The organism is Cupriavidus necator N-1 (assembly GCF_000219215.1).
In the GTDB taxonomy this organism is placed as follows: Bacteria; Pseudomonadota; Gammaproteobacteria; order Burkholderiales; family Burkholderiaceae; genus Cupriavidus; species Cupriavidus necator.
Map to the genome: position 1 here is coordinate 1,298,485 of NC_015727.1, position 20,445 is coordinate 1,318,929.

Below are 20,445 nucleotides of genomic sequence, written 5' to 3' on the forward strand. Positions count from 1 at the left end.
GGGGCTATCGCGCTGCATCGTTGGCTACTGCCTTCTGTTGCCTTCAGGGTGCTGCACTTGACGGGAGCCATTTCGGGGCAGGCCGATATTCGTTTCCACCTGAAATAGCATGCCTTGCCTCTCAGATTTCTCCCGCCGCCTTTTCGAATCAGGATTTTACGCGCAAGCGCTCGACTTCGGCCGCCGGGACATTTTCCCGCTCCTTGAGCAGCGTATAGTCGAACTCGATCAGTGCGAACTGGCCGTCGATGCCGTACGGCTTCCCTTCAGCGCCTCCGGCCTGCTTGATCTTCGGGATAAGACCTTCGCGGGTCGCAAATGCGAAGTCGTCCCAGATGTGCGGATCGCCTTCGATATTGATCTGCGTCGTCAGCTTGCGATATCCAGCCGCGGAAACGAAGAAGTGGATATGGGCGGGACGATGACCGTGCCGGCCAAGCTGATCTAGCAACTGCTCAGTCTTGCTGCCCGGCGGCACGCTGTAGCCAACCGGCAGCACGCTGCGAAAACTGTAACGGCCTTCGGCATCGGTCCGGATCGAGCGGCGCAGGTTGAACGGCGGCTGCGACGGGTCGAAGTATGAGTAGTTGCCAAGATGGTTCGCATGCCAGACCTCGACGAGTGCGTTTGCGAGCGGCACACCGTTCTCGTCGAGAACCTGCCCGCGCATCACCAGCGTCTGACCTGGATCTGTGCCGTCGTCAAGTCGCGCATAACCGACCGACTCCGGTGCGCCCGCGACGTAGAGCGGCCCTTCGATGGTACGCGGTGTGCCGCCGTGGATTCCGGCCTTCGCTTCAGCTTCGTCCATTCGGATGTCAAGGAAGCGCTCGAAGCCAAGCCCGGCGGCAATTAGGCCAAACTCCCTCCCGGCTTCATTGAGGTAGTTTAGCGCCGTCCAAAATTCGCTCGGCTGAACATCGAAGTCCTCGATCGTGTAGAAAAGGTCCTTTACGATCCGGTTTACAATCGATCGCACGCGCGGGTTGCCCGGCTTTGTCGCGGAATCGTCGAACGTCTTCAGCAGGGCGTCGATGGCTTGCTTGTCCATTAGTGTCTCCTATGTGGCTGTTGTGTGAGGGTTTAATGAGGCCGGGGCTTCATCCTGTCGATGCGAGCCCAGTCGAATGCGATGCCAAGGCCAGTAGCCTAGGGCAAATGTAACTTGAAATCTTCGTAACAAGCGCGCACTTCGCAAAACGGTTGTCCTGGAAAAGCTTGCGCACATGCGCCATCGCGGCGCCATTGCGGGTCGCGTCCATCCCCAGCGGCAGCGCCGCGAAATAGGTGTCTATGCTGACTTGGATGCTCTCCGGGCTTTCCTCGCCGTACGCCAGGCCGCCGATCGTCGTGCCTACGCCTACGCCCTCAATACCGTGCCGGCATCGAACTCGGACAAATACTGGGGTCTGGCAATTCATCGTGGCGACCGACAGTTTGTGATGCCTGATCGTTGGGATGTCGCCTAATAGTGTCTCAACGCGCTCGATGGCCGGGGCTGCTGCTATCATCCGGTTCGCTCCTGTTGATGCAGATGGTATGAATATCCTCTACCCTGCGTCCAACACCGATTCGTACTATTTCCATACTTTCGAGGTATGCATGGAACTGCGACAGCTTCGCTACTTTCCTATTTGGTATCGGCTATCTGTCTGGCCGCTCGCGTGTACCAGACAGTGTCCGTAGATTAGTGGGCAGCCCGCAGGCGGGCTATTACACATTGGTTTAGACGGCGCGCGAAGAAGTCGCGCCGAATGGAGCCCACTCAGAAGTCGAATCCGCTTATCCGGATGCGCCGATGGAGAGATGCAGCGCACCAATAGCCTCAGGGGGCCACGATTAGGTAAGAATCCGAATTCACCTGGAGGAATGGATGGTGTACAACGCTTCCAGAATCTCAGGGAATGTGAACGCTGCCGTTTCCTACGCATGCGCGCAACGGGACAGGAACCGAACCATGGAAACCATCAATCCCCATGGAGCAGGCGTGGAGATCGATGTCGGTCCGGGCGTCGGCACGGTCAAGAAGGGGGATCACGAGCTGCCAGCTCCGCCTCGAGGCGAGGCAGTGCTACCAGGCGCCTCGCCTGCGCATAAAACATCCGTCCGGCGTCAGTCAGCTTGAGCGGTCTGGCGCCACGCTCGAACAGCGGCAAGCCAACCTCATCCTCGATAGCCTGGAGCTGCCGGCTCAACGGCGGCTGCGTCATGTGCAGGCGCTCGGCTGCGCGCGTGATGTTCATCTCCTCGTATGGCACGCGCTCGCCCAGGCGGAACTACGGCTGGAAGTAGTCCCGCCGATCGGACAGAAGGCCGCCGTAACAGTACTATCGTCGCGCAGCCGGCGGCTCATGATGATTGGCGACGTAGCGACTGGCTCGGGCAGTCGACGATAGATGATGCCCCGCACCCGCACACCTTCAACGCTTTCCGGCGCGAGTGATACGCGCAACTTGCGCGGCAACAAGACCGAGCGCCGTCTGCAGCTCTCGAACCTCGTAAATGGCCGCAGGTTGGAGCCCGCCGTCACGCAGAGCAGACAGTTGCTGATCCGCGAAACTAGGCCGCGGCGTGCTCGGATAGACAATCAACGTCTCCCGCGCTATGTCGGCGAGCGTTACTGGCCGCTTGGGTTCGGCAAGCGCATGCCCGGCCGCCAGTACTGCGCTTCTCCTCCACAAGCGCCTCGCGCACGAGCTGGTCGTCGTAAAACCGCAGCCGACCGAAACCGACGTCAATGCGGCCGCCCTTCAGCGCGCCGAGTTGCTCGAGTGTGAACATTTCGATTACTGTAACGACAGTTCGACGTCTTGCTGTGTCTCGCGGAACGTACGAATCACATCCGGCAGTGAGCCGTAGAGCGTAGACGGCACGAATCCGATCACGATTCGCTTCGACTTTTGTGCAAGCCGCCGGGTCAGTGGGCCAATATCGTCGGCCTGATTTATGCGAGCGCCTAAAAAGTAATCGGCGGGCATAGTCGAAACTTTCGACCGAGCAGGTCGGCCTGCCTGCCGGCCGGCGGGCAGACCCAATGGACCTTGGCGCCGACTTTCCTGGATCAGATAGCCAAAACTTGATACAAAGGACAAGTACTGTTGGCTCGGGCAAGGACGCGAACAGTCAACAGGCGTTAGCTCGGTACCTTTGCTGGAAACCCGTTAACAGGGCTACAGTCAACAGCAAGCGCAGGAAGTGATGGATGGATATCATCGGCCATCAACTATTCTCCGTTTCCCGGCAGCTCGATGTGTGCGATGTTACGCTCTGTGCGGACGACGATCTCGAGACACAGCGGGATAAGCTCGCGCGCATCATGCTGGCCTCGATGTACCAGTTCGTCGGCCTATTGGATGCAGACGGAATAATGCTAGAGATCAACCGGGCAGCGCTCGACGCAGTTGGGATACGAATCGATGAAGTCCGGGGAAAGCCGTTCTGGGAAGCCCGTTGGTGGGTCATCTCGTCGGAGACACAGGCATTGCTGCGGGGGCTGATCCGGCGCGCAAGCCACGGCGAATTTGTCCGCTGCGACTTTGAAGTCTACGGTCAAACAGCGGGCGAGGATACTATCATCGTTGATTTCTCCCTCTTACCAATCAGAGATAAGAATGGCAAGGTCATATTTCTGCTGCCTGAAGGCCGCAATATCACTGAGAAGAAGCTTGCCGAGGCCGAGATCGCAAGGAAGAACGAAGAGTTGCAGGCGAGCCGAGAATTGATTCGACGCCAGCGTGACGAGCTCCAGAGTCTCTACAATAAGATCGTAGCAGAGCAGAAAGTGTCGGAGCGGTTGCTTCTAAATTTGCTTCCCTACCCGATTGCGGAGCGATTGAAGGCTCGTCCTGAGCTGATTGCCGACTGCATCCCGGAAATCATCGCCGACAGCTTCCCGGATGTGACAGTCTTATTTGCCGACATCGTGGAATTTACTAGGTTTTCGGCGGGGATGAAACCCGAGCGGCTCGTAGGCCTTCTCAACGAGATCTTCTCCGAATTCGACACCATTGCTGACCATCGAGGTCTTGAAAAGATTAAGACCATTGGCGATGCTTACATGGCGGCTGCGGGGCTTCCGGAACCGGCAGCAGATCACGCGACACGCGCTGCGCATATGGCGTTGGACATGATCGACGCATTAGGGCGCTTCAATCAGCACTGCGGCTATAAGCTGCAGATGCGCATCGGCATCAATAGCGGTGCGGTGGTAGCCGGCGTCATCGGAAAACGAAAATTCATTTATGACTTGTGGGGCGATGCGGTAAATACCGCCAGCCGGATGGAATCCCACGGCGTGGCGGGACGGGTGCAGGTAACGGATGCAACGCGGCACCGGCTTGGTGAGCAATTCTTGTTTGAAGAGCGTGGGACCATCGTTGCTAAGGGGATCGGCTTGGTACATACCTGGTTCCTTTCTGGCCGAACCGTTGCACCGTCCTGATGACGTCTCATGCCGCTGACTGCAATTCGGCCTGCGTTCGAAAGAGCAGCGCTGGACGGCAGATGGAGCATGGCTGTTGTTGGCGGAAGCCGTTAAAAACCCTGGGATACCGCCCGCCATCGGCGTATCGTTTCGGTATCAAAGAGACGGAGAGCCGACATGCGATGCACGATCGTTCTCGAGTTCGATGGCAATGCCACTGCGGTCAGACGGGTTGAGTTGATGCGGTTTCACCGCGCCGACTGCGCGCCTTCCGGCGACGTCGGCTTATCCCTAAGCAACTATGCAGAAATCCGGGCGACATTTGCGGCCGGACGCCTCTAGGCGAGCATCCAAGTATGTTCCGGAGAAGGGGCCAGGCGATGTCCCGCCGCTGACCTCGGCTTCGAGCCCACCCCTTTCGCACCCCGGAATGTGTTTTGCCTTTTCGATCTTGAATGCCTTCCGGCAAGATGGCCATCGAGTCCGATTTCAGTGCGCCGAGCATGGCTTTGCGGCGGCCACGCGATGAATGCTATCAGGGCGGTACCATACTGCTGTCTCGCGTCGACCAGCCCGACCGCCATCCCATGCTGTTCCAGCACCTCGTACACCGGGATCCAGTAGACCCCGGTGTACTCCAGCGCAACCGTATCGCCCCCAATGCCAGGTATCAGTCGGCTAGCGCGTACGGATCACCGATCACCGCGCTGCCCAATCTTAGCGCGTCGATTTCTCAACCCATACATTACGTGACAATCAATACAAGATATCCACATCAACGTCAGTTGAGCGCAATACCCCTTTGTCATCAAAGTAGAAGTAAAAATGCCCAGGTTGCCCTCCATTTAAAAATACACGATAAGACCACACCTCGATTTTCTCTATCGAGTAGTTCTTTACCGCCTCGCGTGGCCTACCAAAACTTCGCTCAACATCGGTCTTCGTCCAAACTCCAATTTTTGCCTTATACAATTCCTTTTCTACTAACGTCTGGCGAAAACTTGACAGCTTACCATTGGAGTCGAAATCTGCTGCGTATGATTGGTACCCTGCCGGTTGCGTCGAATAGAACCAACGCGTTGTCCCATCGGAAAATTGATAAACATCTGTTGGCTTCCCAAAAGATTTTTCTACTGCACCTTTGTCCGATCCAATTAATGCCACCCCCTGAGATACTGGGTTAAGTGTGCTGCATCCGATTACGGCAACACTCAAAAATGCACAAGTTGCTATTAGCAAAGCGTATTTATGATCGCGCTTCATATTTTAGATGTGCTCAAAATTTTAGCGACGTGAGGTGCATGCGTAACCTTGGCTCACGTGGCACACGTATATGACAGGATTTTCCAATCCGCCGACATGCATCAATTAAACACCGCGAGAACGCCAACCCCGACGCCGCGATAGGTGGATCCCGGGGCAGTCCCTGAGCCAAGCGTTGGATAAATTCCGTACTGGCCGGAGGCGCCGTTTCTGACCGTGAACGCCGCAGCGTAGACGTCGAACGTTGGGCTAATGTTATACATATATCCAAGCGTTGCCATGTTTCCATCTAAGCCACTAGTCGAACACGCCGCGCCCCCAACTTTGGAGCAACGGCCGCTTCCTGCAAGGCCATAGCTCATCCAAACAATATGCTTACCAAATCTTGTTTGCCCCATGACGTAGAACGCATCGCGCTCGTACTGATTGACCATTCCGATTTTTGAGTCATGATTCTCATATTGTAGGCGCTCCCAAATCCCGAGCAACCGAGATGATCCAAACTCATACTGAACAAACAGCTTATGCGCTGAGTCGCTAGACGAAGGATTCGTGGCAGATCGCCCCGGCGATACTGTCACCACGGGCCCAGAACTAACGCCTAGTTGCGAAAGCCCAAAGTAGTCCTTGTGTGTTTCATACGCATACCGCAAGGTAAGTGGGCCTTTATCATAGGAAAGGGAGGCCGAAAGAATATACGGGTTGGCGCTCGTAGATGTACCGCTCGTAGTGGCGTTACGATACTCGTTTGACGAGTACGCAAATCGGGCACTGAAATTTGCTATCGAGGGTGTCCAGTACTGGATGATGTTACCTTGTCGACGGTTAAAACCTGCGTCCGCCTTCGAACCATCCGGACCCGCACGCGTTAGAGAGACGGGCACATTGAAACCAGGAACACCAATTACGTTTCCGTAGTCAAATGAACTATTTCCGCGAATTGCCGCTGCCTTCTGAGTCGCGAATTGATATGGCGTATCCCAAATACCGATAAGTGCCGTTCCCCATTTCACGCTTGACAAGGACACCCCGCTGTTACGACTACCAATTGTGCCTTGTTGATCGCCCGTCGTATCGTAGGAACTCTCGACTTGGTAGAGCGCAGAAAGGTCATCTGAGAAGACCTTTTTCCCTCGAAAGCCGATCAATGCAATACCATCGATACGATTCCGAGACGCTTGACTGAGGCCCGTATAGGATTGCGGGGCAAGCAGACTAGCGCCACCCTTTGGTGCCGTCCCAGTTGCACCTGAGGCGCCGACGGTATTAAAGAAGGGAAGCGCCACACCATAGATCTCGGTCCCCTGTATGCGCCGAATGTCCTCGCTCGGTTGCTGCGCCCCGGCATATTTCTTTTCTGGCGTCACGTTCGCGCTTACCTTTTCTCCCGGATCCTTGGGGTCAACGGCAGCCGTTTGCGTTCCACTGCTTCGTGCGCTAGTTTCCTCTTCGCTGCGCCCCCCTGAGTTTGTCGCTAGAGTTGTACCGGGAGCCATAATCGCGTTCAGTCGCGCTGCGGCTTTGGCTGCTGCGTCCGCGGCTGCCGTCGCGCGTGCCGCGGCATCCGCCGCTTCCTTCGCTGCCGCTGCGGCGGCGCGCGCTATCTCTTGCACTTCCGATTCGGACGGTGCCCTCGCTTGTATAGCTCCGACTGATTCCGACTGCGCGACGGCTCCGGAACTGACAAACAAGCCAGCAACTGCTAGTGCGCAAACACGTCTCTCCAACATTGCCTCTCTCCACCCTTTCATCATGTATTTCTTTTGAAGAGCAATCGATGAGCGGACATGCGGCGATCATCGGCAACAGCCATGCCTCTAGCTCGACAGCCAGCACAACTCGCTTCCCGTTCGACGACTGCCTCACCGAACAAGCATGGTTAAAACTCGGTCCCCCAAAGCAGGTTTTCATAACATGCTCATTTTTAAGTATGCTCATCGATGAACGTCATTATCAGTGGCGTATACCCCTATCGCAGTGAACGCTATCGCCGGCGAGACGCGTAAATTCACGCTCAGCACCGCAACGGGCGCGGTCTGGCCCCCTCCTGCGCAGTCAGGCGGCGACATTGAAGTGAGGAGCCCTGCTCGGCTGTTGACTCAGGGCATGCGGGCAGCACGCCGCAAAAACTTGGATCACTGGACCAGGCACAAGCCTGCCAGCCTCTGAACGTGCACGAAAGCGACGCATCGGCAAAGCATGGTTCGTCCGCCGACCCGGAGTATCTGCTCGAACTCTGCCTCGCCGAGGCATGAGTGAGCATGGGCGGCATCCGCCAATCCTACGCACTGGTGCGAAGTGAAATGCGGCCTCGCAGCTAACCTAGGGTTTTCCCCTTTTTGCCCCCACACGACGCCGAAACATCTTGACCATCGGGTCTGCTCTAGCTATTGTTTTCATAACGCGTTCAACTTTGAGCGCGATATATTCTAGGTGCTTGGCCGCGGTCGTGGAACAGCACCACTATCCAATCATTGGCAAAGAGGGAAATCATGAAGTTCTTCTTGTATGTGAATCCGCAGACACCTGGACCAGAAAGCGATGCCGAAGTCATCCGCCGAACGACAGACCATGTATTGTTGGCTGACAGAAGCGGTTTTGATGCCGTATGTCTCACTGAACATCAGTTCACTGACTACAACACCTATGGCGATGCGTTCATGTACGCGGCATACCTCGCACCTCAACTCAAGCGAGCGACCATCATTCTGACTGCCGCAGTACCCGCCTTGCACAATCCAATGGCACTTGCCCAGAAGGCAAATCTGCTTGACCAACTGTCGGAGGGGAAGGCCATCATTGGCCTTGCCACCGGCGGTTCACCGACTGAATTTAAAGGAATGGGGCGAGACCCGTCGCGTCGACGTGGATTGATGGAGCAGGTCGTAGATATCCTTTATGACGCGTGGTCTCTAAAGCCCGGCGATTCCCCTCTCCAATATGAGACGGAGCACGACCACGGGGAAGTACATAACCGGATCATGCCTGCTCCCTTCCGGAAATCCCACCCTCGTCTTGGTCGCGCATCCACGAGCGAAGACGGCATGCTCTATGCGGCGAAGCAGGGCTGGCCTTGGTTCTTTGGGCGCTACATGCCCGCGGAAGCCGGCCAGCTGCTAATCCGTTACGAGGAAGCGCTTCGCCAGGCCGGCCATTCGGATGACGTCATCAAGGAGTGCCTTGAATGGACCTTGATGCAAAAAATTGTCTACGTCGCCGATACTGACGAACAGGCCTTTGCCGACTTGCGAGAGCCGCTGAAGCTCTACGGCGACATTTTCAAGATTGCGTACCCCAGCGACAGTCCCAAGGACATGAGCCTCGACTCTGGCAATACGCAACCGAAGATGGGAGTACGCGCGATTGACACTGACCAGTTCGTGACGCGGGCAATGATTGTCGGCTCGCCTGAGACTGTTGTTGCTCGACTCAAGGAATATGAATCCGCCGGGATTCGGAATTTCACCGCGTGCCTTTACTTCGGGAATCTCTCCCCTGAAAAACTTGATCATTCGATGAGACTGTTCACTGAACGCGTTATGCCGCAATTTCAACGAGTAGATCCCATCTGACGTGGTGTTTCGCCCGAGCATACCCAAACCAAGGAAAGCGTAGACGATGCCTACTATTGAGCAACGCAATAAGGCCGCCGCCAGACGGATCATCGAAGATGTGATTGGGACAGCAGATTTCGACCTCGCAAAGCAATTGATTGCAGACGACTTTCGCAATCTTCGAACAGGCCTACAAGGCGCCGTACAGGCCCTCGGAGTACAGCGGAGCATTCGTGGCGACGCAGCGTCGTCTCTGGATGGATTCATGAATGGCTTACAAGTCATTCGACGCTCCTTCCCCGACTGGCACCACACGGTAAACCTACTGATTGCCGAAGGAGACCTGGTCATGGGAACATGGACATTGAGTGCCACATTCAGTGGTGACCCATTTCTTGGATTTAATTCCAATGGCAAGAATGTTACGAAAGATGAGGCCGGCGTATTGAGGTTCAAGGATGGAAAACTTCAAGAGTTCTGGGGCTTGTCAGATTCCCTAGAGTTCGTCCTATCACTCGGTGCGCGACTTCAGACGTGACAACAAACCAATAATAATATAATTAAAGGAGTAGACAATGTTTTCAAACGTCGCAGAAGCCCCGTTCCGCTATCGCGCCTCCGGAGAGATAGAGAATTCCGCTCCGCAACAGGAAATTGTGAGATTCGATCGAGTTCTCACTCGCCTCGGCGATCAAGTTATCTATGACCACATCAGCTTTTCTATCAAGGCTGGCGAGTTTATATGCATTCTCGGACCGAGTGGATGCGGGAAATCCACCGCCCTCCGTCTCATCGGTGGACTATTGCAACCGGACAGCGGCAACGTGGTCATTGCAGGCGGCACTCCGGCTAACAACTGGAAGCGCATCGCCTATGTCTTTCAATCTCCGCGGTTAGCCCCTTGGCGGACTGCTCTTGCCAACGTGGAAATGGGGATGGAGCTACGCGGCGCCTGGAGTCGCAACGAGAGGCGCGAACGAGCCTTGAATGCACTTCAGCTCGTCGGCTTACACAAGGAGGCAGCTCGTCTGCCAGCCCAACTTTCCGGCGGCGAGCGCCAGCGTATTGCAATTGCGCGAGCACTCGCGGTAGATCCGGAAATCATCCTTATGGATGAACCGTTCTCAGCGCTTGATCCAAACACTCGAGCTCTAATGCGAAATGAACTGCTCGAACTATGGAATAAAACGGGCAAGACCGTCATCTTCGTCACTCACGACATCGATGAAGCACTTGTGCTCGCCGATCGAGTCCTTGCTTTTTCAAGGAAGCCTACTCGCCTCGAGCGCAGTCTCAGTATTGACCAACCCCGACCAAGAGACTTGCGGTGCCCCACCTTACACACTATCCGCGACGAGCTCCTATCCTGGTTCTCAGCAATGGATATCGCAGACGGTAAGAATGATTGCACGGAGGAGAACTTAAATGCGTAGCCTTAAAAAAGTACTGGCGACAATCTCTGGTCTATTCCTCTTTACTGCCGGTGAGTCGGTTTTCGCTGCCGAATCGATCTCATATGCGTATCTTAAAGATCCTGCCCAAGAAGCTCTGATCTATGCGATTAAGGCCGGCAAAATCAAATCGGACAAGATCACCATCGATCTGAAGGCACTAACTGTGCCATCGCTAACGCAAGCGACTACGACAAAACAATTTGACGTCATTCAAACCAGCGCTCTTGCCGTTCCAGACGCGGCGACTCGTGGCCTAGATTTGAAAATTATTGGCATCGGCCAAAAGCTTGTCCCGAATGGAGAGGGTATGGCCCTTTGGACGACGGCTGAAAGTAGCATCAAGTCCATACAAGATCTTAAAGGTAAGAGCTTGGGTGTCACGGGTCTGAAGTCAATGGGAACGACAATGATCCGCCTGGCTCTATTGAAGCGCTATGGTTTTAACGTATCACTAGCCGGAGGTGATGTAAAGCTGGTGGAGATGCCCTCCCCCAACTTGCCCGCCGCGTTGTCACAGCACCGCATTGAAGCGACCAATCTTATCCCGACCCAGGCATTTCAAGTACGGTCAGACCCAAATTTCAAAAAGTTTGGTGATTTGTCTGGAGACATTAAGGCGTTGATCGGCTCGGATGTGGTTTATTCAGTTCTCGTCAGTTATCCGGACAGACTCAAGGCACGACCGGAGGCGTTCAAAGAATTCATTCGAATCATGAAAGCTTCCCTGGACTATACACAAGCCAATCGAGCGGAAGTGTTTAGGGCTGTATCGAAGGAAACTGGTATGCCGGTGGAGTATTTTGAAGCTTGGTTTGACCACTACATTAGCTTCCCAGTAATCGTCGGGCAGAAGGACATTGTGTCCTTGGAGAAGATCTGGAGTTTCTCGAAGGAGCTTGGGGTAATCTCGTCTTACCCTAGCGGAGTGGCTGCCGTTTGGCAAGGAGTCTTGTCCCAATGAAACTGCACAGCATGCAGGGCGCCAGGGAGACAGGGCCCTCGTCACTGTCGATTTCGCCTAAACTGGCTGCGCATCTTTTTACTCTTGCAGCCCTAGCCATGTGGTTTCTGGCGTCATTGGCTCTTCCGCCGTACTTGATTCCAGGGCCGACACTGGTAGCGAGAACTCTATGGGGCATGGTTTCTGACCAAGAAACCATGGCTAATGTGTATGCATCGATATTACACGTCGGTCTCGCTCTGATTGCATCATTCATCGTCGGTACGCTGCTGGCCATCCTATCCCGCGAGATTCAGCAACTCGACATTCTAATTCGTCATCGAATTCTTCCATTCATCAATTCATTTCCCGGTGTAGGCTGGGCGCTTCTGGCGCTAGTTTGGTTCGGAATTGGAAGCACTTCTGTCATATTTACCATCACGTTGGTGCTTACTCCGCTCGCCATCATCAACATGCGCGCCGCAATTGACAGCGTTGACCACGAGCTTATCGAGATGGGGGCGAGCTTCGGAAGAAACAAACTTGAGTTACTTCGCCTCATCGTCTTTCCCTCGGTAGTCCCATATGCCTTTGCAACATTTCGAATCAATTTTGGTACTGCATGGAAGATTACTTTGACTGCCGAGCTTTTTGGCGGCGGAGCCGGCCTCGGATTTCTGCTGAACATTGCCAGACAGGGTTTCGATATGTCGACAATTTTCGCCATATTCGCGGTAATCATGTCGATCATCTATTTTGTAGATCGATTGATCTTCGCTCCGTTACAGCGCCTTCTTGGTGAACCAAATGCTCGCGAATCGTGAAATGTTGAAGGTGCACACGCCGAAATCAGCGCGGCTTATTGCGGACGGCTTCCTCGTAGCTGTGCTCGTCATATGGTGGTATGCGGCCAAAGGACTTCCCGCTTATGTGTTGCCGGGACCTGTCGATGTCATGAGCAACTTGCTCAGATTTGGATATGACCCCGAAATGCTTTGGCATCTTGGCAGTACTGGCGCCCGCGTACTCGGTGCGGTATTGATCTCAACCTTCCTTGGTACCGCCTTCGCAGTCTTACCGTTGTGGTGGCCCTGGGCATCGGAGATTGTCGAAAATCGGATTCAACCATTTGTTAATGCTATTCCATCCATTGGATGGGCAATCATTGGCGTTATCTGGTTTGATGTGTCAAATTTTGCGGTGATGTTCGTTCAAGTCGCTATTCTGGTCCCGTTCTGCCTTGTCAACGTTACGGTTGGAATTCGGCAGTTGGACCTCGAAATTATCGAGATGGGTAGAAGCTTCACGCGGACTAATAGCATTATTTTCTTCAAATTAGTTCTACCACTATTGATGCCATTCATTGCGTCGTCTCTTAGAATGGCACTTGGGATGGCGTGGAAACTATCCTTGGTTTCAGAGCTGTTTGGTGCTAGTTCCGGCCTTGGATTTGTCATGCTAAATGCTCAGGAGAGCGGCAACATCGCCCTCGTGATTGCGACTTGCTGCACGGTTGTAATCGCTTACGTTGCGAGCGACCGTTTGATTATGACACCGATCACGGAGTACTTTTCCGGACGTTCGAGAAAAGGTCGTATCATTCCTGTCAACCAATAACTTTTTAAATTCCTAAAATGGATAAGATCTCAACCATCGTATTTCCTGGCGGGTTCAACTGGCCACTATTTGCAGCAACCGAGCTAGGCTTTTTTGAACGTGAACGGCTGGATGTCAGCATTACTCCAACGCCGAATTCCGTATACCAGATGACCTCGCTGATCGGCGGCGAGTTTGACATCGCCATGACCGCGTTTGATAACGTGGTCGCCTATCGGGATGGCGCGACTGACGCCAAAGCTTCGCAGCAAGCTGATGTAGTCGCCGTCAGCGGGGGGGACCGAGGATTCCTCTCACTTGTCTCCACCGCTGAATTCACCGATATCAGTTCACTGAAAGGTCACAAAGTCGCAGTTGATGCTTTAACGACTGGTTACGCATTTGTCTTGATGGACATACTTGCCAATTTCGGCCTGGCTAAGGCGGATGTGGAATTCGTAAAGGTCGGAGGAGTCGCGGACCGCTTCAAAGGGCTTCTCAAGCATGATTTCGATGCGACGCTTCTCGTTTCGCCCTTCGACCTGATTGCGAATGCCAAAGGATTTCGAACTCTGGCAAGCGCTTTTACCCAGCTGGGGTCGTACCAAGGGGTAGTGGCTGCGGTGCGGCGGTCCTGGGCGCTCGAGAACCGAGAACTACTCGTTCGATTTATTCGTGCGCAGGTCGCTGGCGTCCAATGGCTCTACGCGCCGGAGAATCGAGATGAGGCTATCCGAATTCTCATAAAGCACTTGCCCCAGATCGGGCCTGAGCTGGCGCAAGCGAGTTACGCTGCGATGATCGACGGGAACCAGGGTTTTCAGCAAGATGCAGCCGTCGACCTCGAAGGGATGCAAACCGTGCTTGGACTCCGCCGAAAGTACGTGGAATCCTGCCAAAGCGGACGTCAACTCTCTGAGTACATTGACCTGTCATTCTATAATGACGCCCTTCAGGACGAACGGCAGGTAATTCAGTGACGACAGGAACTCACGCAAATGTCAAACTCACAGCGGACTAACGAGATCGAAAGCCTAGACAGCTCGCTCGGGCGCCGAGATCGCGGCAAATTGGAAAAGTACAGGCGGATCGTTCAAGCCGCTCGCGATGTGTTTCGGGAAAAGGGTTTCGAAGCTGCTACAACTCGCGAGATAGCAGATCGAGCGGATATTGCAATTGCCACGCTGTTTGTCTATGCAAAGGACAAGCGCGATTTGCTATTCCTTCTCATCAACGATGAGCTTGACACTCTCTTGCAGAAACAGTTTGATGTGCAACCGAAGGATGGATCGTTGCTCGGCCAGATTCTCCATATTTTCGCCTGTCAATATGAATATTTTGCAAGCGACGCCGTATTATTTAGGGCCGCTCTTCACGAGTCATTTCATTTTGACAGTGATACCGGAAAGGATGGCCCTCAGGTAAAGCGCTGGCGAGAGCGTCACGAGCGTGGCATGGGCTACCTTGAAAAGATAATCGAGGCGAATCAAGCGTCTGGCGGCATTCGCCCTGAGGTCAACCCTGCCACTGCCGCGTGGTTGCTTGTTTCAATCTACCGGGCTCAGACTCTCCGCTGGCTTTCTGGAAAGACGCCCACGGCAAAGAAGGGGATTTCCCAGTTACGAGAAGTTATGGAGCTTCTTGTCAACGGACTTGAAAAGTGAAGGAGCGCTGACTTCTTCACCGGCTCGGATAACCAAATTTATACTTACCATGGAATCGACACCAAAAATTCTCGCTTTCTCGGGTAGCACTCGAAAAGCTTCATTCAATAAGCGGCTTATTTCTCTGGCGGTGGCAGAGGCCGACCATCTGGGCGCGGATGTAACCTTGGTTAATCTTGGCGATTTTCCATTGCCGATTTACGATGGCGACATCGAAGAAGAACAGGGCGTTCCAAAGAATGCTACGGCGTTAAGGGATATTATGATCGCCCATCATGGTTTTATCATCGCGTCACCTGAATACAATAGTGCCATCTCGCCATTGCTTAAGAATGTTCTGGATTGGACCAGCAGGCCAACAAAAACGCAGGAAGGCAAGCTTCCATTTTCCGGGAAATCTGTGTCACTGATGAGCGCATCACCGGGTGCCTTCGGTGGTTTTCGCGGCTTGTCTAGCCTGAGCTCGATTCTCTTCAGCCTTGGAATGCATGTGCTTCCCGACATGGTCATTGTCCCAAGTGCGCCCCAGGCATTCTCACCAGAGGGCAAGCTCACATCTGAACGATTGCAGCATAGTCTCGCAAATGCGGTGGCAAAGCACGTCCTATTCCTAAGCGTGTGCAAGAGTCCAACTGCGCTTGTGGCCTGACTAGCATGGCAATCTCTTCAGAGACGTTTCGCGAACTTTTCGCGTCGTTCGCGTCTACGGTAACGATAGTCACAGCATATGCGGATGACGCGCCCTCCGGCGCTACTGTCACAGCCTGTTCAAGTGTGTCGGCGCAGCCACCGCTTATCATGGTCGCACTTGGCCGCGAAAGTAGAACATTGAGCCAGATACTTCGGGCTGGTAGATTCGGTGTTAATGTCCTAGCTGATCATCAGGAGGCAGTTGCAAGACTGTTTTCTCAATCGACGGTGAACAAATTTTCACGCCTTGATTGGATCCTTGACGGTGACGTTCCCTGCTTGCCGGATAGCTGCGGCTTTGTGGCGGCAAGGCTTTCGTCCGAACTCACAGTTGGTGACCACGTTCTAATTGTGGGGTCCATAGAGAAGGTCTCCTGCACTTCACAGACTCCATTGCTATACCATCGACGCCAGTTCGCTCGATGTGAGCAAATAGGCGTTAAGGCGAACGCATCCGTAGCTTGATCGCTGCGTCGCTGCCTACCACGGCAAAGCTAGGGGATGGCGCTCGCTCTCCCCATCTGGCTTCCACGGTTGCCACGCTAAAGCGAGGCCGGAAGCCCCCCCCTTTTTATACCTCGCCGGTCACACCCACCACTTCAGTCCAATATCCCAATAGCGGGCAGCTCAATGCCTCGAACCATCACTTCGTCGTAGAGCGCCGTTCAGGTGGCCAGGCACAAGTACTTCATCTCCAGGTACTCTTCGATACCGTAGCGTGATCCTTCTCGTCCAACGCCGGATTGCTTGATGCCACCGAACGGCCCTACCTCATTTGAGATCATGCCCGTGTTGATCCCCACCATGCCGTACTCGAGTGCTTCCGCCACTCGCCAAATCCGCTCCAGATTGCTCGAAAAGAAGTACGCAGCCAAGCCGAACTCAGTGTCGTTCGCCATGCCTATAACTTCTTCATCACTACGGAAGCGAAACAGGGGCGCCAGCGGACCAAACGTTTCCTCGCGGGCCACGCGCATGGCCGGAGTTGCCTCGGACACTACGGTGGGCTCAAAAAAGGTGCGCCCAAGTGCATGGCGCTCACCTCCAACCAGCACGGTGGCTCCGTGCTTCACCGCATCAGCAATATGTTCCTCAACTTTTCTGACAGCCTCTTCGTCGATCAGCGGACCCTGCGTGACGTCCGGGGCTAACCCATTTCCCGGCCGAATCCGTGCGACTGCGGTCACCAGTCGCCGTGCGAGCTCGTCATAGACGTGGTCATGCACGTAGATGCGATTGGCGCATACGCAGGTCTGGCCGCTGTTGCGGAACTTCGCCGCCATGATGCCATCCACCGCACGGTCAAGATCGGCGTCCTCGAATACAATCAGCGGGGCGTTACCGCCCAGCTCAAGCGAAAGTCGTTTCACCGTGTCGGAACACTGAGCCATTAGCAGGCGACCAACTTCAGTCGAACCCGTGAAACTAAGCTTGCGTACAAGCGGGCTGCTGCACAGCACGCCGCCAATCTTCTTGGCATCGCCGGTCACAACCTGAAGTACTCCCCCCGGGACACCTGCCTCTTCGGCTAGCACTGCAAGCGCCAGCGCCGTAAGTGGTGTCTGCTCGGCGGGCTTGACGATGATGGTGCAGCCAGCGGCCAGCGCCGGACCGACCTTCCGGGTAATCATAGCGGCCGGGAAGTTCCAGGGCGTGATTGCGGCGCACACTCCGACCGGCTGCCGCAGCACCAACAGTTTCTGATCAGCGCGCGGGCTGGCCAGCACGTCGCCGTCGACACGCTTGGCCTCCTCGGAAAACCACTCGAGAAACGACGCGGCATATGCGATTTCACCGCGTGCTGGCAGAACAGGGCAAGCCGCTAACTGAATGTTGTAGCATGAGGTCGCTCCAACGCCTCAAGATGGAGGCGCGTACCTTGCCCGTCTGCGCGCGCCAGCTCTCTAGCGCCCGCGCCGCCGAAGCGACAGCTATCTGCGCTTCCATTTCGCCGGCCATCGGCACGGTGCCAATCGCGTCGCCCGTCGCCGGGTTATTCACAATAATCCGTTCGCCGCTGACGGCATCCCGCCATTCGGCCGCAATCAGCAATTGACTGCGCAGCAAAACTTGGTGTTTTAGCTTCATATCGGTTCTTTTACTCTACCGGGGGCTGTGTAAGCGCTGCTGAGCGTGGCGCTAGATTGACGCACGGTTGGTCATCTTTGCGGCCCGCGATTGCGCCCATCCGCTACATTCCCCCCCAAGAAGACGGGGAGTCAACCGCGCATTCTTGGACTGACAGTTACGGTTCACGGATATCCTGACGTCGACTCCCTGATGACGATCAAGCCATGCCTCCGGTCGGAGCAACTGAAGCGTCAGGGCCGCGTAGTGCCGTCTGGCAACGGTCGACCGACGGAATGGGCAAGCGAATGGCTACGGGCGCCCGCTCGGCAGGCCTGCCGCCCAAGCGCCCCACCGGGGCTACACGCTAAGGTAATCGCTCAGCACGCGTTCGTTACTTCGCAGCATGTCGCTAGTCCCGCTGAAACACACCTCGCCTTTTGACAGTACGTAGTGGATATCGCCCAAGTCCAGCGCTGCACTGAGGTTCTGCTCAATTAGCAAAATTGCCAATCCTTCGGATTTCATCCTTCGCAGAATCTCGACAATCTCGTCGACAATGAGCGGTGCTAGCCCTTCCGACGGTTCGTCAAGCACAATGACGCTGGGGTTCAGCATCAGAGCTCGGGCAATCGCAACCATTTGCTGTTCTCCGCCGGAGAGCTGAAACCCACGATTATTGCGGCGCTCCTTAAGGCGTGGGAACATCTCGTAAATGCGTGCCAGCGTCCATCGATTGTCCCGGCCTGACCTCGCGGCGACGGTTAAATTCTCCTCCACTGACAGACTGGGGAAGATCCCTCGCTCCTGGGGAACGAATCCTACCCCCATGCGCGAAATGCTATAGGACGGCAACCCGGCAATCGCCCTCCCCGCATAGGTAATGCTCCCTAAGCGCGGCTTCAGATAGCCCATTACGGAGAGCGCCGTTGTTGTCTTTCCAGCGCCATTTCGCCCGAGCAGCGAGGTCACCGCCCCGGCTTTTACCTGCAACGAAACACCTCGCAGCACGTGGCTGTTCCCATAGTAGGTGTGGATATCATTCACCTCGAGCATCAGTGTTTCCCTCCGAGATAGACTTCCCTCACACGGGCATCGCCCTGTATCTCCTGCGGAGATCCTGACGCCAAGACCTCACCGTAATAGAGCACCGTAATGCGGTCGGCCAGCGAAAACACTACCTTCATGTCATGCTCAATCATCAAAACCGCCAGCGAAGCGGGCAGCTCCCGCACTAGGTCGATCATGCGATCAGTCTCGGCTGGCGACATTCCCGAGGTTGGCTCATCGAGCAGCAGTAGTTCCGGGTCTGTGGCAAGTGCGATTGCGACCTCGAGCTGTCGCTGTTCGCCGTAAGATAGGCTAGACACCGCGCGCCTGTAATCGCCCGACAGGTGAACCTGCTCGATAAGCTGATCTGCTCGTTCCCACTGTTGCCGCCTCGACCCGACGCTTCGAAGCGCCTCATACCATCCGCCATGCTTTGCTTGGACGGCAAGACGCACGTTTTCGCGTACCGAAAGGCTCGAGAATAGGTTGTTCTTCTGAAATGTACGTCCCATGCCCATCTGACAGATCGCCTCTGGAGCACCCCCGGTAACGTCGCGGTCCTTAAAGAATATCCGGCCCGCTGTCGGCCTAATCTGCCCCGATAGCTGGTGAACCAGGCTCGTTTTTCCCGCACCGTTAGGGCCGATAATGACATGTCGTTGCCCAACCGAGACCTCCAGGTCGACATCCCTCGTCACGACGAGACTGCCGTATGCCTTGCGGAGTGCTTCCGTCTTAAGCAATGTCATGTTTTACCTCCGAAATGTCGCTTGCCGCGCTAGCTAATCCAGCCTCCTTGCGCGACGGTCCACCGAGACTAGACAACCGTCCAATGATGAACCCCCATGCCCCGTCCCTCAGGAACATCACGCAGACGATAAAGATTGCACCCACCCAGAACGCCCAGTACTCGTTGTGAGAACTCATGACTGTTTTCAGCAGCAAGAAGATCCCTGCCCCAACCACTGGTCCGATCACCGTACCGCTGCCCCCCAATACCACCATGATCATCGCGTCACCGGATTGCTGCCAATGTAGGATGTCCGTCGATACGTAGGCATTCAGGAATGCGTATAGCCCACCGGCAACCCCGGCCAGTCCGCCAGCAATCATAAAAGCCAGCAACTTGAAGCGCCGTACCGGATAGCCAATCGCCCGCATGCGCCGTTCATTGTCGCGTATGCCAATAAGAATCGACCCGAGCGGCGACCGAACCAGGCGGGCGAACAGTGCCACCACAATCAAGAATCCGATCGAGATCACCGCATAGCGAGCTCCGGCGCTTTGTGCGAGGCTGATTCCGAATAAATCGGGGGCGACGAATCCAGTCAATCCATCAGTGCCACCGGTCACGCTCCGCCACTTCAGTGCCCCTGCAAACAGCAATTGGGAAAACGCCATGGTAAGCATGAGAAACGATATCCCGCTGGCCTGGATGCAAAACATGCCGATGACCCCCGCTAGCAAAGTCGACGCCGCAACTCCCGCTGCGAACCCGAGCCAGCCTGACACGCCCAGATGCACCCCTAGCGCAATGACTGTATAGGTCGATATGCCGAAAAAGGCAGCATGCCCGAACGACATCATTCCGGTATAGCCAACGAGCAGGTTCAGGCTCATCGCGAATATTCCGAAAATGAGCACCTCAGCGATGATCTCCTTGGCATAGTCAGTCGCGAACCAACCCGCCACCAACAGTATGCACAGGGCCACAAACACGATAGATTGCTTTCGCAGTGTCATT

The 20,445-nt window shown here is 55.1% G+C and carries 17 protein-coding genes and 4 pseudogenes; 11 read left to right on the forward strand and 10 right to left on the reverse strand.

Annotation, left to right across the window (positions count from 1 at the left end; all coding sequences use genetic code 11):
- Positions 1-148 precede the first annotated feature (148 nt).
- The 4 genes and pseudogenes from catA to CNE_RS35860 all read right to left on the reverse strand — a co-directional run.
- Positions 149-1,051 (reverse strand): catechol 1,2-dioxygenase, encoded by a 903-nt coding sequence (gene catA, locus CNE_RS35845; protein WP_013959674.1) that lies wholly within the window; start codon positions 1,049-1,051, stop codon positions 149-151.
- A gap of 118 nt (positions 1,052-1,169) precedes the next feature.
- A pseudogene (locus CNE_RS35850) lies at positions 1,170-1,511 on the reverse strand (muconate cycloisomerase); the annotation flags it as partial.
- Positions 1,512-2,072: 561 nt separating this feature from the next.
- A pseudogene (locus CNE_RS35855) lies at positions 2,073-2,243 on the reverse strand (LysR family transcriptional regulator); the annotation flags it as partial.
- Positions 2,240-2,948 (reverse strand): annotated as a pseudogene (locus CNE_RS35860) (LysR substrate-binding domain-containing protein); the annotation flags it as partial. The pseudogenes CNE_RS35860 and CNE_RS35855, both read right to left, overlap by 4 nt.
- Positions 2,949-3,202: 254 nt before the next feature.
- Between CNE_RS35860 and CNE_RS35865 the strand changes: the two are divergent.
- Entirely contained in the window at positions 3,203-4,441 is a 1,239-nt protein-coding gene (locus CNE_RS35865; RefSeq protein WP_013959677.1) for an adenylate/guanylate cyclase domain-containing protein, read from the forward strand.
- Between the two features lie 738 nt (positions 4,442-5,179).
- On the opposite strand, the gene CNE_RS40330 is transcribed toward CNE_RS35865, so the two are convergent.
- Together CNE_RS40330 and CNE_RS40335 are read right to left on the reverse strand one after the other, a co-directional pair.
- Positions 5,180-5,686, reverse strand: coding sequence for a hypothetical protein (locus tag CNE_RS40330; protein ID WP_080569670.1), 507 nt, complete (start codon positions 5,684-5,686; stop codon positions 5,180-5,182).
- Positions 5,687-5,787: 101 nt separating this feature from the next.
- Positions 5,788-7,416 (reverse strand): porin, encoded by a 1,629-nt coding sequence (locus CNE_RS40335; protein ID WP_158310054.1) that lies wholly within the window; start codon positions 7,414-7,416, stop codon positions 5,788-5,790.
- Between the two features lie 762 nt (positions 7,417-8,178).
- Between CNE_RS40335 and CNE_RS35870 the strand changes: the two genes are divergently transcribed.
- Genes CNE_RS35870 through CNE_RS43265 form a run of 10 tightly spaced genes read left to right on the forward strand, consistent with a single transcriptional unit; the run spans position 8,179 to position 16,049 of the window.
- Positions 8,179-9,258, forward strand: coding sequence for an LLM class flavin-dependent oxidoreductase (locus CNE_RS35870; protein ID WP_013959679.1), 1,080 nt, complete (start codon positions 8,179-8,181; stop codon positions 9,256-9,258).
- A gap of 46 nt (positions 9,259-9,304) precedes the next feature.
- Positions 9,305-9,778, forward strand: coding sequence for an ester cyclase (locus tag CNE_RS35875; RefSeq protein WP_041229110.1), 474 nt, complete (start codon positions 9,305-9,307; stop codon positions 9,776-9,778).
- Positions 9,779-9,815: 37 nt separating this feature from the next.
- Positions 9,816-10,673 (forward strand): ABC transporter ATP-binding protein, encoded by an 858-nt coding sequence (locus tag CNE_RS35880; protein WP_049800739.1) that lies wholly within the window; start codon positions 9,816-9,818, stop codon positions 10,671-10,673.
- The gene (locus CNE_RS35885; RefSeq protein ID WP_013959681.1) at positions 10,666-11,655 is read left to right on the forward strand and encodes an ABC transporter substrate-binding protein; all 990 of its coding nucleotides are present in this window, start codon (positions 10,666-10,668) and stop codon (positions 11,653-11,655) included. Before CNE_RS35880 ends, CNE_RS35885 begins: the two co-directional genes overlap by 8 nt.
- Entirely contained in the window at positions 11,652-12,458 is an 807-nt protein-coding gene (locus tag CNE_RS35890; RefSeq protein ID WP_041229111.1) for an ABC transporter permease, read from the forward strand. Before CNE_RS35885 ends, CNE_RS35890 begins: the two co-directional genes overlap by 4 nt.
- Positions 12,442-13,251: an ABC transporter permease gene (locus tag CNE_RS35895; protein WP_148271785.1), complete on the forward strand. Its 810-nt coding sequence runs from the start codon at positions 12,442-12,444 to the stop codon at positions 13,249-13,251. Before CNE_RS35890 ends, CNE_RS35895 begins: the two co-directional genes overlap by 17 nt.
- Before the next feature lie 17 nt (positions 13,252-13,268).
- A complete protein-coding gene (locus CNE_RS35900; protein ID WP_013959684.1) occupies positions 13,269-14,210 on the forward strand; it encodes an ABC transporter substrate-binding protein in 942 nt (313 codons plus the stop codon).
- Between the two features lie 18 nt (positions 14,211-14,228).
- On the forward strand, positions 14,229-14,894 hold the full coding sequence (locus CNE_RS38840; RefSeq protein ID WP_049800741.1) for a TetR/AcrR family transcriptional regulator: 666 nt from the start codon (positions 14,229-14,231) through the stop codon (positions 14,892-14,894).
- Entirely contained in the window at positions 14,872-15,543 is a 672-nt protein-coding gene (locus tag CNE_RS40340) for an NADPH-dependent FMN reductase (RefSeq protein ID WP_238553173.1), read from the forward strand. The genes CNE_RS38840 and CNE_RS40340 overlap by 23 nt, the downstream gene beginning before the upstream one ends.
- Positions 15,544-15,548: 5 nt before the next feature.
- Positions 15,549-16,049, forward strand: coding sequence for a flavin reductase family protein (locus tag CNE_RS43265; RefSeq protein WP_080569671.1), 501 nt, complete (start codon positions 15,549-15,551; stop codon positions 16,047-16,049).
- 200 nt (positions 16,050-16,249) lie between these two features.
- On the opposite strand, the pseudogene CNE_RS35910 reads toward CNE_RS43265, so the two are convergent.
- From CNE_RS35910 to CNE_RS35925, 4 genes and pseudogenes are all read right to left on the reverse strand, one after another.
- Positions 16,250-17,672: pseudogene (locus CNE_RS35910) on the reverse strand (NAD-dependent succinate-semialdehyde dehydrogenase).
- 339 nt (positions 17,673-18,011) lie between these two features.
- Positions 18,012-18,707, reverse strand: a complete 696-nt coding sequence (locus CNE_RS35915; protein WP_013959689.1) for an ABC transporter ATP-binding protein — start codon at positions 18,705-18,707, stop codon at positions 18,012-18,014.
- On the reverse strand, positions 18,707-19,450 hold the full coding sequence (locus CNE_RS35920) for an ABC transporter ATP-binding protein (protein WP_013959690.1): 744 nt from the start codon (positions 19,448-19,450) through the stop codon (positions 18,707-18,709). The genes CNE_RS35915 and CNE_RS35920 overlap by 1 nt, the downstream gene beginning before the upstream one ends.
- Entirely contained in the window at positions 19,437-20,444 is a 1,008-nt protein-coding gene (locus tag CNE_RS35925) for a branched-chain amino acid ABC transporter permease (RefSeq protein ID WP_013959691.1), read from the reverse strand. The genes CNE_RS35920 and CNE_RS35925 overlap by 14 nt, the downstream gene beginning before the upstream one ends.
- Position 20,445: the final 1 nt, after the last annotated feature.